15 protein-coding genes and 1 riboswitch are annotated in these 14,444 nt (G+C 60.8%); of the genes, 14 read left to right on the top strand and 1 reads right to left on the bottom strand.

Annotated elements, in window-relative coordinates:
- Nucleotides 1–61 precede the first annotated feature (61 nt).
- Nucleotides 62–174, top strand: a riboswitch (TPP riboswitch).
- Between the two features lie 51 nt (nucleotides 175–225).
- The 4 genes from BMX94_RS06190 (at nucleotide 226) to BMX94_RS06175 (ending at nucleotide 3,329) form a co-directional block, all read left to right on the top strand.
- Complete coding sequence (locus tag BMX94_RS06190; protein WP_091004845.1) at nucleotides 226–564, top strand: thiamine-binding protein; 339 nt, start codon at nucleotides 226–228, stop codon at nucleotides 562–564.
- Between the two features lie 126 nt (nucleotides 565–690).
- Nucleotides 691–1,437: an ABC transporter permease gene (locus BMX94_RS06185; protein ID WP_091005010.1), complete on the top strand. Its 747-nt coding sequence runs from the start codon at nucleotides 691–693 to the stop codon at nucleotides 1,435–1,437.
- Nucleotides 1,437–2,522: an ABC transporter substrate-binding protein gene (locus tag BMX94_RS06180; RefSeq protein WP_091004843.1), complete on the top strand. Its 1,086-nt coding sequence runs from the start codon at nucleotides 1,437–1,439 to the stop codon at nucleotides 2,520–2,522. The genes BMX94_RS06185 and BMX94_RS06180 overlap by 1 nt, the downstream gene beginning before the upstream one ends.
- The gene (locus tag BMX94_RS06175; RefSeq protein WP_091004842.1) at nucleotides 2,523–3,329 is read left to right on the top strand and encodes an ABC transporter ATP-binding protein; all 807 of its coding nucleotides are present in this window, start codon (nucleotides 2,523–2,525) and stop codon (nucleotides 3,327–3,329) included.
- Nucleotides 3,330–3,412: 83 nt separating this feature from the next.
- Here BMX94_RS06175 and BMX94_RS06170 read toward each other — a convergent pair whose 3' ends face one another.
- Entirely contained in the window at nucleotides 3,413–4,504 is a 1,092-nt protein-coding gene (locus BMX94_RS06170) for a hypothetical protein (RefSeq protein ID WP_091004840.1), read from the bottom strand.
- A gap of 273 nt (nucleotides 4,505–4,777) precedes the next feature.
- Between BMX94_RS06170 and fba the strand changes: the two genes are divergently transcribed.
- The 10 genes from fba to BMX94_RS06120 all read left to right on the top strand — a co-directional run bounded on the left by fba (nucleotide 4,778) and on the right by BMX94_RS06120 (nucleotide 14,437).
- The gene (fba, locus tag BMX94_RS06165; protein ID WP_091004839.1) at nucleotides 4,778–5,650 is read left to right on the top strand and encodes a class II fructose-1,6-bisphosphate aldolase; all 873 of its coding nucleotides are present in this window, start codon (nucleotides 4,778–4,780) and stop codon (nucleotides 5,648–5,650) included.
- Between the two features lie 579 nt (nucleotides 5,651–6,229).
- Complete coding sequence (locus tag BMX94_RS06160) at nucleotides 6,230–6,961, top strand: amino acid ABC transporter ATP-binding protein (RefSeq protein ID WP_091004837.1); 732 nt, start codon at nucleotides 6,230–6,232, stop codon at nucleotides 6,959–6,961.
- Nucleotides 6,962–7,090: 129 nt separating this feature from the next.
- Nucleotides 7,091–7,993: a transporter substrate-binding domain-containing protein gene (locus tag BMX94_RS06155; RefSeq protein ID WP_091004835.1), complete on the top strand. Its 903-nt coding sequence runs from the start codon at nucleotides 7,091–7,093 to the stop codon at nucleotides 7,991–7,993.
- A 39-nt stretch (nucleotides 7,994–8,032) separates the two neighbouring features.
- Nucleotides 8,033–8,803: an amino acid ABC transporter permease gene (locus tag BMX94_RS06150; RefSeq protein WP_091004833.1), complete on the top strand. Its 771-nt coding sequence runs from the start codon at nucleotides 8,033–8,035 to the stop codon at nucleotides 8,801–8,803.
- A gap of 3 nt (nucleotides 8,804–8,806) precedes the next feature.
- A complete protein-coding gene (locus BMX94_RS06145) occupies nucleotides 8,807–9,454 on the top strand; it encodes an amino acid ABC transporter permease (protein WP_091004832.1) in 648 nt (215 codons plus the stop codon).
- 14 nt (nucleotides 9,455–9,468) lie between these two features.
- The gene (locus tag BMX94_RS06140; RefSeq protein ID WP_091004830.1) at nucleotides 9,469–10,125 is read left to right on the top strand and encodes a cytidylate kinase-like family protein; all 657 of its coding nucleotides are present in this window, start codon (nucleotides 9,469–9,471) and stop codon (nucleotides 10,123–10,125) included.
- Between the two features lie 362 nt (nucleotides 10,126–10,487).
- Entirely contained in the window at nucleotides 10,488–11,675 is a 1,188-nt protein-coding gene (locus BMX94_RS06135) for a MalY/PatB family protein (RefSeq protein WP_091004828.1), read from the top strand.
- A 2-nt stretch (nucleotides 11,676–11,677) separates the two neighbouring features.
- Nucleotides 11,678–12,346 carry a helix-turn-helix transcriptional regulator gene (locus tag BMX94_RS06130; RefSeq protein WP_091004826.1) on the top strand — a complete coding sequence of 223 codons (669 nt, stop codon included), beginning with the start codon at nucleotides 11,678–11,680 and terminating at the stop codon, nucleotides 12,344–12,346.
- Between the two features lie 156 nt (nucleotides 12,347–12,502).
- Complete coding sequence (locus BMX94_RS06125) at nucleotides 12,503–13,423, top strand: ABC transporter permease (RefSeq protein ID WP_091005009.1); 921 nt, start codon at nucleotides 12,503–12,505, stop codon at nucleotides 13,421–13,423.
- A gap of 3 nt (nucleotides 13,424–13,426) precedes the next feature.
- Entirely contained in the window at nucleotides 13,427–14,437 is a 1,011-nt protein-coding gene (locus BMX94_RS06120; RefSeq protein ID WP_091004824.1) for an ABC transporter permease, read from the top strand.
- Nucleotides 14,438–14,444 lie beyond the last annotated feature (7 nt).

The raw sequence follows: 14,444 nt of genomic DNA, 5'->3' as shown, positions 1-14,444 counted from the left end.
CAATGGAATCCCATTGCCGGGGAACAAAATCCCGCGGACGGGCGGCATCCGCGCTATACTGGGCAACGCAAAGGGGAGCTGGGACAATGGCCCGGCTGAGAGGCGGCACCAATGCCGCGACCCATCGAACCTGTCCGGGTAATGCCGGCGTAGGGACCAGAGCGCACAGTTCGGGCACCTACGGAAAACGTGGGTGCCTTTTTTGGCACCCGGAAGGGAGGGTGCATGGACTGCTCCGTCGCGATTCAGTTCCTGCCCATGGACGCTCAGACCGACGAGGAGGTTTGCCGCGTGGTCGACGCGGAGATCGCCTACATCGACTCGACGGGCGTCGACTACTTTGTTGGCCCGTTCGAGACCGCCATCGAGGCGGACTACGACACCTGCATGGAGATTGTCAAGAACTGCCAGCTCGTGGGTGCCAAGGCGGGCTGCAAGAAGATGGCCACCTACGTGAAGATCGACTACCGCCCCGAAGGCGACGTGATGACCACCGAGCACAAGGTGGGGAAGTATCACCCTACGGACTCCGAGTTCTCCCAGAAGGCCGAGGAGGTCGCGTAGCCGGTGTCGCGTCAGCAGCACAAGCCGAGAAGCGCTGCCGCCCCGCGTGCTGCGGCCTCCACGTCCTCCGGAGCCGCCACGCGCGCCGCTGCCACAACGCGTGCCGAGGCATCCCGCGCGCGTCGCGTGCTCACGCCGCTCTTCACGGTGGTGGCCCTTCTCGTCGTGTGGGAGCTCGTCGTTGACCTGGGGCTCATTCCCAACTTCCTGCTCCCCACGCCCATCCAGGTGGTACAGGCACTCGTGGCCGACATCGCCCTCATCCTTGGTCACGCGGCAACCACGCTCGTCGAGACGGCCATCGGCCTTCTCATCGGCGTGGCGCTCGGCTTTGCCATCGCGGTGCTCATGGACCGCTTCGAGGGCTTCTACCTGGCCCTTCAGCCGCTCGTGACCATCTCGCAGACCATCCCCACCATCGCCATCGCGCCGCTTCTGGTGTTGTGGTTTGGCTACGGCCTGGCGCCCAAGGTGATTCTCATCGTGATCACCACGTTCTTTCCCATCACGGTCTCGCTGATCTCGGGCTTTCGCTCGGTCGACCCCGACGTCATCGACCTCATGCGCACGATGAACGCCTCCCGCTGGCAGGTCTTTCTCTACGCCAAGCTGCCCGCCGCGGCCGACCAGTTCTTCAGCGGCCTGCGCATCAGCGCCACCTACGCCATCGTTGGCGCGGTGATCGCCGAGTGGCTCGGCGGCAACCTCGGCCTGGGCGTCTACATGACGCGCGTGCGCAAGTCCTTCTCGTACGACCGCATGTTCGCGGTCATCATTGTCATCTCCGCGCTGTCGCTTGGCCTCATGAAGCTCGTTGACCTGCTGCAGCGCATCTGCATGCCCTGGAAGAGGGTAGAAGGGAACAAACGATAATGACTTCCAAGTCCATGCTTTCCGGCGGCGTCTCTCGCCGCGCGTTCCTCCGCGGCTCCGCTGCTGCCTCCGCCGCACTGGCGCTTGCCGGCTGCGGCCAGGCCGCCCAGTCCGGCTCGTCCGACGCGGCCGCGTCGAGCGATGCATCCAGCTCGTCCAGCGCAAACGCCTCGGGCGACCTCGCGAAGATCTCCTTCGTGCTTGACTACACCCCCAACACCAACCACACCGGCATCTACGTGGCCCAGGCCAAGGGCTACTTCGCCGACGAGGGCCTGGACGTGGAGATCGTCCAGCCGCCCGAGGACGGCGCGGACGCCCTTATCGGTGCCGGCGGTGCCCAGATGGGCGTCTCGTACCAGGACGTTATGGCCAACAGCTTCTCGTCCGACCAGCCCATGCCCTATACGGCCGTGGCCGCCATCATCCAACACAACACCTCAGGCATCATGAGCCGCGCGGCCGACGGCATCACGCGCCCCAAGCTCATGGAGAACCACACCTACGCCACGTGGGACATGCCCGTTGAGCAGGCCACCATCAAGGACGTGGTCGAGGCGGACGGCGGCGACTACTCCAAGATCAACCTGGTGCCCTACAACGTGGACGACGAGGTCTCGGGCCTCAAGGCAAACATGTTCGACACCGTTTGGGTCTACGAGGGCTGGGCAGTCCAGAACGCCAAGGTCCAGAACTACGACGTGAACTACTTCTCCTTCATCTCGATCGATGACGTCTTTGACTACTACACGCCGGTCATCGCGGCCAACGACGACTTTGCCAAGGAGAACCCCGACCAGGTCAAGGCCTTCCTGCGCGCCGTCAAGAAGGGCTACGAGTTCTGTGTCGAGAACCCCAGCGACGCCGCCGACATCCTCTGCGACGCGGTTCCCGAGCTTGACCCCGACCTCGTCCACGCAAGCCAGGACTACCTGGCAGGCCAGTACATTGCTGACGCCTCGTCCTGGGGCGTCATCGACGCCGACCGCTGGTCCAAGTTCTACCAGTGGCTCAACGACCAGAACTTGGTCGAGAACGAGCTTGACGTCACCAAGGGCTACGATCTCTCGTACCTGGAGGCATAGGTGGGCACAGGCGTCACATATGCCGAGAAGCCCCAGGCCTCGGGTGCCGGCGACGCGCCGGCGCTCGAGGCGCGCTCGCTCACGCTCTCGTGGGATGGTCGTGCGACGGTCGTGGACCGGATCTCTCTTACCGTTGCCGCAGGTGAGGTGGTGTGCCTGGTAGGCCGCTCCGGCTGCGGCAAGACGACCATCCTGCACGCGCTTTCGGGCCTCACGCGGCCGCTCTCCGGCCAGGTGCTGCTCCACGGCACAGACATCACCGGCACGCCCGGCCACGTGAGCTACATGCTGCAGAAGGACCTCCTGCTGCCCAGTCGCCGCATCATCGACAACGTGTGCCTGCCCCTGCTGCTGGCGGGCGTCCCCCGTGCCGATGCCCGCGCGAAGGCCGAGCCGCTCTTCGAGCGCTTTGGCCTTGCGGGCACGGAGGAGAAGTGGCCGGTCGAGCTCTCTGGCGGCATGCGCCAGCGTGCGGCGTTCATGCGCACCTACCTCATGGGCGCAGACGTCACGCTTCTGGACGAGCCCTTCTCGGCGCTTGATGCCATCACACGCGTCGAGGTGCGCCGCTGGTTCTGCGATATGGCCCACGAGCTGGGCCTTTCCGCGCTGGTGATCACGCACGACGTGGACGAGGCGGTCTCGATGGCGAGCCGCGTCTACGTGCTTGCTGGGCATCCCTCCGAGGGCGTGCCCAGCCACATTGCCGGCGAGGTGCGCGTTGACCACGGCGCAGGCGAGGGTGACTTTGCCCTCACGCCGGAGTTTCTCGCCGCCAAACGAGACGTGCTCTCGCTCCTGGGATAAAAAAGCGGCGCGCAGCCGATCGAGGCCGCGCGCCGCGTACGCGATGTGCCGCAGGCTCCCGTTGCGGGGCTTGTGGCCGCTTCTTATTTGTTGCCGGCGCTGCTTGTGGTGGCACCGGAGCCGCTCGAGCTGCCTGTCCCGGACGTGGTGGACGTGGAGCTGTTGTTCTTGGTGGTGTCGTTGCTACTAGAGCTGTTCGACGAGTCGCCGTTGGTGCCTGAGCCAGACCCCGTCGAGTTGGTCGTGGAGCCTGTGCCCGAGTTGCTGGTGCCGGAGTTGTTGCTGGTAGTCGAGCTGGAGGTGCTGTTCGAGTCGCCGTTGCCGGTGCTCGAGGACGACGAGCCGGAGTTGGTTGCGGTCGAGTCCGCGGTGCCGCTTGTCGTGTTGGAGTTCGTGTCTGTGGTCTGGGCGGACTCGGACTCCGTGGTCTTCTCGGGCTGGGCCTTTTCCTCGGGCTTCTCGGCCTCGGTCTGCTCCTGGGTGGTCTGGGTCTGCTCGGTGCTTACCGGCTCCTGCGTGCGGCCAGGTGTTGCGCCGATGCCCCTGCCCTGGGTGAGCGCGTAGACGAGAAGCGCCGAGACAAGTACCGCTGCGATTCCCGCCACGATAGACACCACAACAAGGCGGCGCTTGGTCTCGCGGTGCTGACGCTCGCGGGCAGCGCGGCGAAAGCTCGCGGGTGCGATGCGCGTGCCAGAGGGAGCAAACTTGACCGCCGTGTCGTCCGCCGTGGATGTGCCGGCCGAGATGCTCTGCGTTGCCGTTGCGGAGGCCGGGCCTTCCGCGCCATCTTCCGCACCAGCGGGCTGGCTGGCGTCCACGGGGTGGGGCATGAGCGCGGTCTCTCCTGCGGTGGGGGAGGCGGCGGGCTTCTCGGCATCTTGCGCCGTGCCGTCGTCGGTGTTCACGGCTCCCTTGATTGCCTCGGCGGACTTCGAGAAGACGTTGTTGAGCACCGAGGACGAGACCGTAGCTGCGGCCGCGCCCACGATGGCGCCGATGAGCGACCCCGCCACACCTATCTGAGAAGAAAACGCAAACGACACGCCTGCTGCAAGCGCGCTGGCAAGAATCTGCGCAAACGAGAGGTCACCAAACACGCCTCCCGTACGATCACCCTGCTCGTCTTTCTCTGCATCCGCACCGTTGGCGTACGTCTTTGGTTCTTGCGCCAAGGCCCATCCCTCCTTCGGTCGCATCCCCGCGCGGCCCTACTGTTTGGGATACCCGAGTATAGGCTGCGGGCAACGCCTTGCGCCCATCCTCACGAAGAAGAGACAAGCCTTCCCTCAACCCTTAGCGCTGTCCTTGGCAACCTGCCTGCCGACGTTTTGTAATGCCTGCAGGAATCGCGTTCTTGCAGCCCTTCTAGGGTGTGAAGGTTCTCACATCGGGTATGATTGTCGAAGTACCACATCGTTCATCTTCCAACAGATGGAGGTCACACCATGCTCGTCAATGCAACCGCAATGCTTCAGAGCGCCGAGAAGGGCCACTATGGTATTGGTGCCTTCAACACCAACAACCTTGAGTGGGCCTCTTCCATTCTGGACGCTGGCGAGGAGCTGCAGTCGCCGCTCATCATCCAGTGCACCAGCGGTGCCGCCAAGTGGCAGACTTCCTTCAAGCTCGTCGCCGACATGGTGAAGGACCTCGTCGAGGCCAAGAACATCACCGTGCCCGTTGCCCTTCACCTCGATCACGGCTCCTACGAGGCCGCCCTTGAGTGCATCGACGCCGGCTTCACCTCCGTCATGTACGACGGCTCGCACGAGAAGGACTTCGAGACCAACCTTGCCCACACCGCCGAGATCGTGAAGCTTGCCCACAGCAAGGGCATCTCCGTCGAGGCCGAGGTCGGCGGCATTGGTGGCACCGAGGACGGCGTGACCGCCAAGGGCGAGCTGGCCGATCCCGAGCAGTGCAAGGCCATCGCCGACCTGGGCGTTGACTTTCTGGCCTGCGGCATTGGCAACATCCACGGCATCTATCCCGCCAACTGGGAGGGCCTGTCCTTCGACCGCCTGCAGGAGATCAAGGCCAAGACGGGCGACCTGCCGCTCGTCCTCCACGGTGGCACCGGCATCCCCGTTGACCAGGTGAAGAAGGCCATCTCGCTGGGCATCTCCAAGATCAACGTCAACACCGACCTCCAGCTTGTCTTTGCGGCCGCTACCCGCAAGTACATCGAGGAGGGCCTCGACCAGCAGGGCAAGGGCTACGATCCCCGCAAGCTCCTCAAGCCCGGTCGCGAGGCCATCAAGGAGCGCACGGAGGAGCTCATCAAGGAGTTTGGCTCCGACGGCAAGGGCTGGAACTAACGGTTCCACGGGTTCCGCGCCGCGAGTTCTTCTCGCCGCATAGCGTTGCTGAGGCCCGTCCGGCAATGTCCGGACGGGCCTTTTGTGTGCGCAGCGGGTGCTGGGGCTGGCTGATCCGAGCAAACCTGCGGCTTAATAGCAGTGCCGAGAATAGCTGCAAGCCTGCTACCTGCGGTTCTTCTCGGCAGCGGCTCTTGCGGGGTTCTATTAACCCGCAGGTTTGGTTGATGGTGCTTGGCTCGGGTTGCTTGCTTGCCTTGGGCGAGACAAAACATGCAGATTCCGATTGGTTGAGGCGCTCTAAACGATCGGAATCTGCAAGCCGAGAATCTGCAAGGTTGGTCGGAGGCGTCTGGATGCGTGCCTTGCGCCCCACCATTACCAAAGTGTTACGTAACGTTGCAGCGTTGTTTTCGTGCCGTCTCGCCGAGAAAACAATCCGCCCACGGAAGCCATCCAGCCGCTCGCGGGATTTAGGATTGCGCTCAACAAACCCAACGCTAGCCAGAGCGGAGGGGGAGGGGCGCCGGCGCGCAGGGAAGCCGCCCGGCCTGCTCCAGCGTCGGAAGGGGGACGACCGTGGCGGACATGATAGAGATCAAGCACCTCAACAAGTACTTTGGCGACCTCCATGTGCTCAAGGACGTGAGCCTCAACGTCCATGAAGGCGAGAAGCTCGTGGTCATTGGCCCCTCCGGCTCGGGCAAGTCCACGCTCATCCGCTGTGTCAACCGGCTCGAGGAGCCCACGTCCGGCGAGGTCATCATCAACGGCACTCCCCTCACGCGCAAGAACCACATGCAGCTCACGCGCACGTACACCTCGATGGTCTTTCAGCAGTTCAACCTCTATCCCAACATGACCGTGCTGGGCAACCTCACCCTCGCGCCCATCAAGCTGCAGAAGAAGAGCCGCGAAGAGGCGAGAAAGACCGCCATGGAGAACCTCGAGCGCGTCGGCCTTGCCCAGAAGGCTGACGAGTACCCGCAGAACCTCTCCGGTGGCCAGCAGCAGCGCGTGGCCATCGCACGCGCGCTCTGCACCAAGCAGCCCATCATGCTGCTCGACGAGCCCACCTCCGCCCTCGACCCCGAGATGGTCCAGGAGGTACTCAACGTGATGGTCGAGCTTGCGCAGGAGAACATCACGATGGTCTGCGTGACCCACGAGATGGGCTTTGCCCGCCAGGTTGCCGACGAGGTCGTCTTCATGGATGACGGCCAGATTCTCGAGAAAGGCACGCCCGACCACTTCTTCGAGCACCCCGAGAACCCCCGCTGCAGGGAGTTTCTCAGCAAGATCCTTCGGTAGGCGGCCGGTGCGGTGGCCGCCCCGGCTGAGCCGGCAGCCCCGCCGCGCCGCGTCTGCCAAACGCCCCACAAAACGGCGTCACCCAGCCTCGGCTGGAGTCCATACATACTCAAACGAGAGGAGAGCACCATGTCCACGCTATCCCGCAGGTCGTTCCTTACCGCATCCCTTGGTTCCGCAGCACTTCTCTCCCTTGGCCTTGCCGGCTGCGCAGATGACGCGGACGACTCCGGCTCCACCTCGACCGCGTCGGCGGGCTCCGAGGAGAACTCCGTCACCAGCGACCCGGGCGTTCAGTCCATCGTCGACCGCAGCGCGCTCAAGTGCGGCATCAAGACCGATGTCCCCGGCTTTGGCTACGACGACCCCTCCGCCGGCACCTACACCGGCCTTGAGGTCGACCTCTGCTACGCCATCGCCGGCAAGATCTTCGACATCACGGCCGACGAGGCAAAGTCCAACAAGAAGGTCGAGTTCACGGGCGTGACCGCCAAGACCCGTGGCCCCATGCTCGACTCCGGCGAACTCGACGTGGTGGCGGCCACCTACACCATCACCGACGAGCGCAAGGAGTCCTGGAACTTCTCCGACCCGTACTACACCGACTCCATTGGCATGCTGGTCCTCAAGAGCTCCGGCATGAAGACGCTCGATGACCTGGACGGCAAGATCATCGGCATCGCGCAGGGCGCAACCACCAAGGACACCCTCACCCAGATGCTCAAGGACCAGGGCAAGGAGAACCTCAACGTGACCTTCCAGGAGTTCCCCGACTACCCCACGCTGTCCGCGGCACTCTCGTCCAACACGATTGACGTCTTCTCCGTTGACCGCTCCATCCTGCGCGGCTACATGGACGATACGAACGAGCTGCTCTGCCCCGACATCGTCTTTGGCACCCAGGAGTACGGCGTTGCCACCAACAAGAACGCGACGGAGCTCACCAAGCTGGTCAACGACCTCATCGACGAGTACAAGGACAACGGCGAGCTGGACAAGCTCCTCGAGGCGAACGGGCTTCAGAGCGCCTAGTGGTGCCAGCGCACGAGAGGTGACGAGGAGGGGATAGGGATGAACGGGCTTTTCAGCGCAAGGAGGTGGTCGGTGACGCTGGCCGATTCCGCCGCGCTCTGGCAGGGCTTCTTCTTCACTCTGCAGGTGGCGCTTGTCGGCCTGGTCGTGGCGTTGGTGGTTGGTACCATCCTGGGCACCTTCTCCACGACCCGCTCGCGCGTCCTGCGCGGCATTGCCCGCGTGTACGTGGAAATCTACCAGAACACGCCCGTTGTGGTGCAGGTGTTCTTTATGTACACAGCCGGCCCGCAGGTGATCAAGGCCATCACGGGAGCGCAGACCATCACGAGAATCGCCCCGTTCGTGCTTGGCGTCGTTGGCGTTGGCCTCTACCACGCGGCGTACGTCGCTGAGGTCATCCGCACCGGCATCGAGGCCATTCCTCGTGGGCAGATGGAAGCGGCTCAGTCGCAGGGCTTCTCGCGCGTGCAGGCGTATCGCTACATCATCCTGCCGCAGACGCTTCGCATCATCTTGCCGCCCCTCGCCAACCAGGCGCTCAACCTCGTGAAGAACACCTCCGTGCTCGCCCTTATCGCCGGCGGTGACCTCATGTACCAGGCGGACGTCATTGTCTCCGAGACGGGCTACCTGCAGGGATACATCCTGTGCTGCGTGATGTACTTCATCATCTGCTTCCCGCTTGCCATGCTCGTCACCTGGCTCGAGCGTCGGGCCAAGGAGCCCGGCGGCCGAGCCGGTGGCCAGCGTGGCGAGAAGCCCGGGCGCGGTGGTGCCCCGAGCGCGACCAAGGGGGAGGTGGCGTAGCCCATGGAGATCTTCACTGCCGACAACGTCACCTTCATGCTTCAGGGCCTCGTCAACACCATTATCATCGCGGCGTCGTCGATTCTTCTCTCCATCCTGGTGGGCACGGTTCTCGCCCTGGTGAAGACCTACTGCACCGGTAGGCTCCGCCCGCTCGCATGGGTTGTGAGCGCCTACATCGAGCTGTTCCGCTGCACGCCCAACCTGCTGTGGATTCTCATCTTTCGCTTCACGCTCAAGGGCAGTGGTGTGGCCATCTCCATCGCTGTCTTCACGACGTTCACCTCGGCAGTCATGGCCGAGATTGTGCGAGGCGGCCTCAACGCCATCCCGCGCGGGCAGTTCGAGGCCGCGCGCAGCCAGGGCTTTGGGTTCTTTGGGATGATGTGGCACATCGTGTTGCCACAGGCGTTCCGACACATTGTGCCCGCGCTCTTCAGCCAGTGCACAACGGTCATCAAGGACACCTCGTACCTGCGCGGCATTGACGTTCACGAGTTCATGCGCAACTCTGCCGTGGTCATGGGGCAGGCGGTGACCCTGCCACAGATTCTGCTGCTCTACGGCTTTGTGTTCCTGACGTACTTTGTCCTCAACTTCTGCATCTCGCTTGCCGTCCGCGCGTATCAGCGGCGACTTGTGGCGGCCTAGGAGGGAGCATCGGAATGGCTGAGACACGCGATGCAACGGACGCCGAGGCGACTGCGCGGCAAGACTGCCCCGTGGTGGTCTCCATCTCTCGCGACTATGGCGCCGAGGGCCACGAGGTGGGTAAGCTCCTCTCGGTTAAGCTGGGGATTCCCCTCTATGACAACGAACTTCTCGTGCGCGCTGCCCTTCGCACGGGCTTCACCGAGGACCAGCTGGCGGCCTATGACGAGAAGGTCCAGGGGCGGCCGTTGGCGCTTCTGCCTTACGTGCCGCTGGGAAAGGACATCGACTCCGACAAACTCTTCACCGCCATGCGTCAGGTGATCTTGGACCTGGGACTCACGCGCAGCTGCATCATTGAGGGGCGTCTCTCGGACTACATTCTGCGCGGCAATCCCAATCTCATAAAAGTGCTGGTGACGGCCCCCATGGCTGATCGAGTGCGAATCGTGAGCGAGAAGCGCGGGCTATCAGAGCGCGAAGGCTGGCGGCTTGTCCACCGCAAGCAGCGGGAGCGCGAGGAGTTCTATGCACACTACTCCGGCGGTAGGTGGGGCCTCCATACCGGGAAGGACCTGGTGGTGAGCAGGTCGGAGTTTGGGCGCGAGGGCTGCGCGGAGATCATCGCCTGTGCGTACGAGGTCAAGCTGGGTCAGGCGCAGGGCCGCTGACTGTGCAGGGCCGCTGGCCACGGTTGCGGGCGGCAAAACTGCGGTTTAATTGCAGTGCCGAGAAGGGCCGCAGGCCGTCTACCTGCGGTTCTTCTCGGCAGCTCCTCTTGCGGACTGCAACTAAGCCGCAGTTTTCTCGGCGGCGCCAGTGGTGTTGGCGGTGGTCATGGCGGCGTCAGCGACGGTGGATTGGGGACCCGGGGAGCGAGCGGAATACCGCCAGGGTGTCGGTTCGAAGCACAAATGGTTTCACTCGACGCATATGTTCAAGCAGCCATTTGGATACCTTTTGGAAACCCACTCAATGCGGAGCAAGTTTACTATTTGTCCATCAGTTGGACAAATAGTAAAAAGGTGACATTATGGGGTTTGTGGCCGAAGAGGTGTCGCGCGATGGTCTGGGAAGCCTTCAAGAGGAGCTTACCCCAATAAACATTCGCTCCGCTGGAGTTGCAAGTATGGGTGGAGCGGAATTCGATTTCAAAACTGCCCCCTGCATACGGAGGGCTCTAGTTGAATACGCCGAGAATGGTTACTATGCGTTCACATGGCCCATTGATGGCTACCGCGATCGCATCGAGTGGTGGATGGCCAACGCTCGCAACTGGGAGATTGATGGCGCATGGGTTGTTCCTACACTAGGGACGATTTTCTCCGTTGCAACCTGCTTGCGAATGCTACTCGGACCGCAGGATTCAATGATTGTTCAGCCGCCTGTCTACTATCGTTACGAGCAGGCAGCGACTCGGCTTGGCCTCAAGACCGTCTACAATCCTCTTATCGAGGAGAACGGATACTACCGGATGGACCTTGCCGGTCTTGAGCGGCTGATGGCAGATGAGCATAACAAGCTGCTCGTCATCTGCAATCCCGCAAATCCGGTTGGACGCGTCTGGACACGCGACGAGTTAATGTCCGTTTCGGAGCTCTCGCGCAGGTACGGGACAATTGTCGTATCCGATGAGATTTTTGCAGAGGTTACCTTCCAAAGACACGAAACGGTCCCTTATGCGTCGCTTGGCCCTGGGCGTAATAATGCCATCGTCCTCACGTCAATCGGAAAGTCGTTCTCGTGCACCGGCCTCAATTTTGCCAACGCAATCGTTCCGGATGATGCTCTTCGCGAGCGTTTCGAGGCACAACGTACCCGCGACCACTTTGGCAGCATCGACCCATTTGGGCGCCAGGCGCTTATGGCTGCCTACACTCCCGAGGGACTTGCGTGGCTCCGCGAATGCGTCTCATACATGGGGGAAAACCGCAGGATTATTGCCTCAGCAATCGAGGACGGGGGTTTGGGATATGTCTATCCGACCGAAGGGACCTACGTATGCTGGGTGCGCTGGGATGGAATTTCGCTTGAGGGAGAGGAGCTCAATTCCTTCTTCGAGCGCAAGGCGCTACTGGAAGTGGAGCAGGGGTCAGAATACGGCAGGCATCTTGAACGCTATAGCAGAATTAACATCTCCGGTCGACACCAGCAGACGTGTGAAGCCATGGAGCGTTTGAAGGCCGCCGTGTCTTGCTGTGGATTTCGTAAAAAGGGGTAGCCATGTCACATGAAGGCTTGCAGTACACGCACATGACCCGCGGCGAAGCATTCGAGATGCTTGACAGACTTGCGTGTGGCATTGCCCTCGTCATGGGCTCTTCGTGCGAAACGCTCGTCCAGGAGGTCATCGGGAAAACCTTCACCGTGCTTTCAATCTACAATGGACAGATTTCTGGACGCCAGGTGGGTTCAACGCTTTCCATCTACGGTGTTGACACGACATACGATGATGGCGATCAGGACTTCGATCCGTTTTTGGACATTAACTGCGAGGCGGTCCACACCGCTGACGGAAGACTCGTCAAGTCATCCACGTGGCTTATCAGGGGGGACGGCTACGTAATGGCCATAGGTGTCAACGTAGACGTAACGGAGCTGACTCGCGCCGCGGACCTGCTTGCCGGGATGGTCAAGGTCGGCGGAGAGCTCAGGGACACTCTCTATCACAGCACTTCGCAGGTCTCTGAGGATGCGGATGCCCTTGTCGACGATTGTTTGCAACGTCTGGGCAAACCGGTTGAGGCCCTCTCTAAGACTGACCGGGTAGAGCTTGTGAGACTGCTCGAGCAGAGAGGCTTTTTCGAGTACCAACGTTCAGCCGCAATGCTTGCTGCACGGATGGGCGTCTCGAAGAGCACTATCTACAACTACCTTAAGGAACTTTCCTAGGCTCCGAGCCATTAATCGACAAGACAACCAGCCAGCCACCGCTTGTTTCGTACTTAGAAAGATTGTTTAAGAGATGGATAAATAGTCCAATTATTTGTAATGAAAGGTGCACATTCTTTCTGAACAGCATGGTCAGGCCCGTTAAGGGGGATGGACATGATCAAGTACATAGCAAAACGAGTTGGCTTCGGGGTACTGACAATCTTTGTCGTTGCCACGCTCACATTCTTCCTCATGAACATGGTTCCGGGAGGTCCTTTCACTTCTGATAAGCTTTCCGAACAGGCGCAGGCGCTCATTATGGCAAAGTATGGCCTTGACCAGCCCGTTCCGGTTCAGTACGTTAACTACCTTGGCAGGCTAATCCATGGTGATCTCGGCACCTCTATCGTGAACGTTGGCTATTCGGTTAACGACATCATTGCCGACAAGTTTCCCGTTTCCTTCAGCGTAGGGATTATTGCCATTATCCTCAGCTGTCTCATTGGCATTCCACTCGGCATCCTTGCTGCTTATCGTCGTGGAAGCGCGATGGATCGTGTCATTACGTCTCTCTCAAGTCTTTTCTCCTCGCTTCCTGGCTTTGTTCTAGCGGTTATCCTGCTGTACGTATTTGGAATGGTTCTCCATGCGCTTCCGACCTCTGGCCTTACAAGCTGGCAGGGATATGTTCTGCCAGTGTTGGCGCTCTCCGCAGGCCCAAGCGCGATTCTCTCCCGCATTACGCGTGCATCGCTCCTTGATGTACTCTCGCAGGATTTCACTCGCTTTCTCAAGGCAAAGGGCATGAGGACCAAGGTGATTCTCTTTAAGCACGCCCTGCGCAATGCCGCCATCCCCATTGTGACTACTCTGGGGCCGCTTGCAGCCGGAATCCTGGTGGGCAATCTCGTGGTGGAGACGGTCTTCTCCATACCTGGGCTTGGATCCTATCTGGTCAAATGCATCTCACAACGCGATTACCCCGTGATCATGGGAACTACCATCTTCTATACCGCATTCATCATTGTGATTCTTCTCCTGGTCGACATCGTGTACTGCGTCATCGATCCGCGAATCAAGCTGGATGAGGAGTAAACCATGCAGTCGGATACTAAAGCCGTTCGTCCGGCATCCGTCGCCGGGATAGAGCTTCTCCCAGATGACTTCGATCCGGTGCCCCTTGGAGTGAACGTTGGCTCAGAGATTCCGGTTGAGGAGTCCATAGCTCGCCGCCGCATACGCGTCTTTTGCTCGAATAAAGTCGCTGTGTTCGCGCTTATTCTCCTGGTGGTCGTCGCAATCTTTGGCTTCCTCGGGCCGCTTACGCAGTCTGCAAGTTACGACCAAGTATTCCGTGGAGAGGAGAAACTCGCCCCTTGTGCTACCCATCTCTTTGGTACCGATGAGATGGGGCGGGATATGCTCGTACGATGCATGTACGGTGTTCGCATCTCCCTGTCGGTTGGTCTCATTACCGCAGCTGCGGTCCTTGTAATCGGATGCGCGTATGGTTCACTTGCTGGCTACTGCGGAGGCCGGGTGGACTTGGTTCTTATGCGCATCGTCGAAATAGTTGACTCACTGCCAGCCCAGCTCGTCGTACTCCTCATGGCGATTACCCTGAAGTCTCCCATTGATACTCTCTTTGAGGGACTTCCCGATTCATTCATTACCCAGGCGGGGAGTGGCATGTTCTGTATCCTAATCGCTTTCTCCTTGCTCTACTGGACGGGGCTTGCACGCATCGTTCGCAGCTCAGTTCTGCAACTTAAGAACGAGGGCTATGCCATGTCAGCACGCTCGATGGGCGCCAAAGGCCCCTCTGTTGTCTGGCATCACCTGCTCCCCAATAGCCTCTCGCTCATCGTGGTCGAGGTAACACAGCTCGTGAAGGATGCCATATTCAGCGAGGCCTTCCTCTCGTTTATTGGAATGGGTGTCTCTGTACCGATGGCGTCGTTGGGAACGCTTATTAATAATGCGCGGACGAACATGTTGCTCTATCCCTACGAAATGATTGAACCGACCATCCTTATCTTTGTAATTACTTGGTCGCTGTACGTCATCGCAGATGCCCTTGAGGACGCCTTCGACCCACGTATGCTTTAAGGAGCTA

This window comes from Olsenella sp. KH3B4, from assembly GCA_900111695.1.
Taxonomy (GTDB): Bacteria; Actinomycetota; Coriobacteriia; order Coriobacteriales; family Atopobiaceae; genus Tractidigestivibacter.
The sequence above is the reverse complement of the archived record's forward strand: the minus strand, read 5'-3'. Positions and strand labels throughout refer to the sequence as shown.

Coding starts and splice junctions, on each gene's coding strand:
- fba (WP_091004839.1), top strand. CDS start 4,778: ATGCTCGTCAATGCAACCGCAATGCTTCAGAGCGCCGAGAAGGGCCAC.
- BMX94_RS06190 (WP_091004845.1), top strand. CDS start 226: ATGGACTGCTCCGTCGCGATTCAGTTCCTGCCCATGGACGCTCAGACC.
- BMX94_RS06150 (WP_091004833.1), top strand. CDS start 8,033: ATGAACGGGCTTTTCAGCGCAAGGAGGTGGTCGGTGACGCTGGCCGAT.
- BMX94_RS06140 (WP_091004830.1), top strand. CDS start 9,469: ATGGCTGAGACACGCGATGCAACGGACGCCGAGGCGACTGCGCGGCAA.
- BMX94_RS06155 (WP_091004835.1), top strand. CDS start 7,091: ATGTCCACGCTATCCCGCAGGTCGTTCCTTACCGCATCCCTTGGTTCC.
- BMX94_RS06180 (WP_091004843.1), top strand. CDS start 1,437: ATGACTTCCAAGTCCATGCTTTCCGGCGGCGTCTCTCGCCGCGCGTTC.
- BMX94_RS06135 (WP_091004828.1), top strand. CDS start 10,488: ATGGGGTTTGTGGCCGAAGAGGTGTCGCGCGATGGTCTGGGAAGCCTT.
- BMX94_RS06120 (WP_091004824.1), top strand. CDS start 13,427: ATGCAGTCGGATACTAAAGCCGTTCGTCCGGCATCCGTCGCCGGGATA.
- BMX94_RS06145 (WP_091004832.1), top strand. CDS start 8,807: ATGGAGATCTTCACTGCCGACAACGTCACCTTCATGCTTCAGGGCCTC.
- BMX94_RS06125 (WP_091005009.1), top strand. CDS start 12,503: ATGATCAAGTACATAGCAAAACGAGTTGGCTTCGGGGTACTGACAATC.
- BMX94_RS06130 (WP_091004826.1), top strand. CDS start 11,678: ATGTCACATGAAGGCTTGCAGTACACGCACATGACCCGCGGCGAAGCA.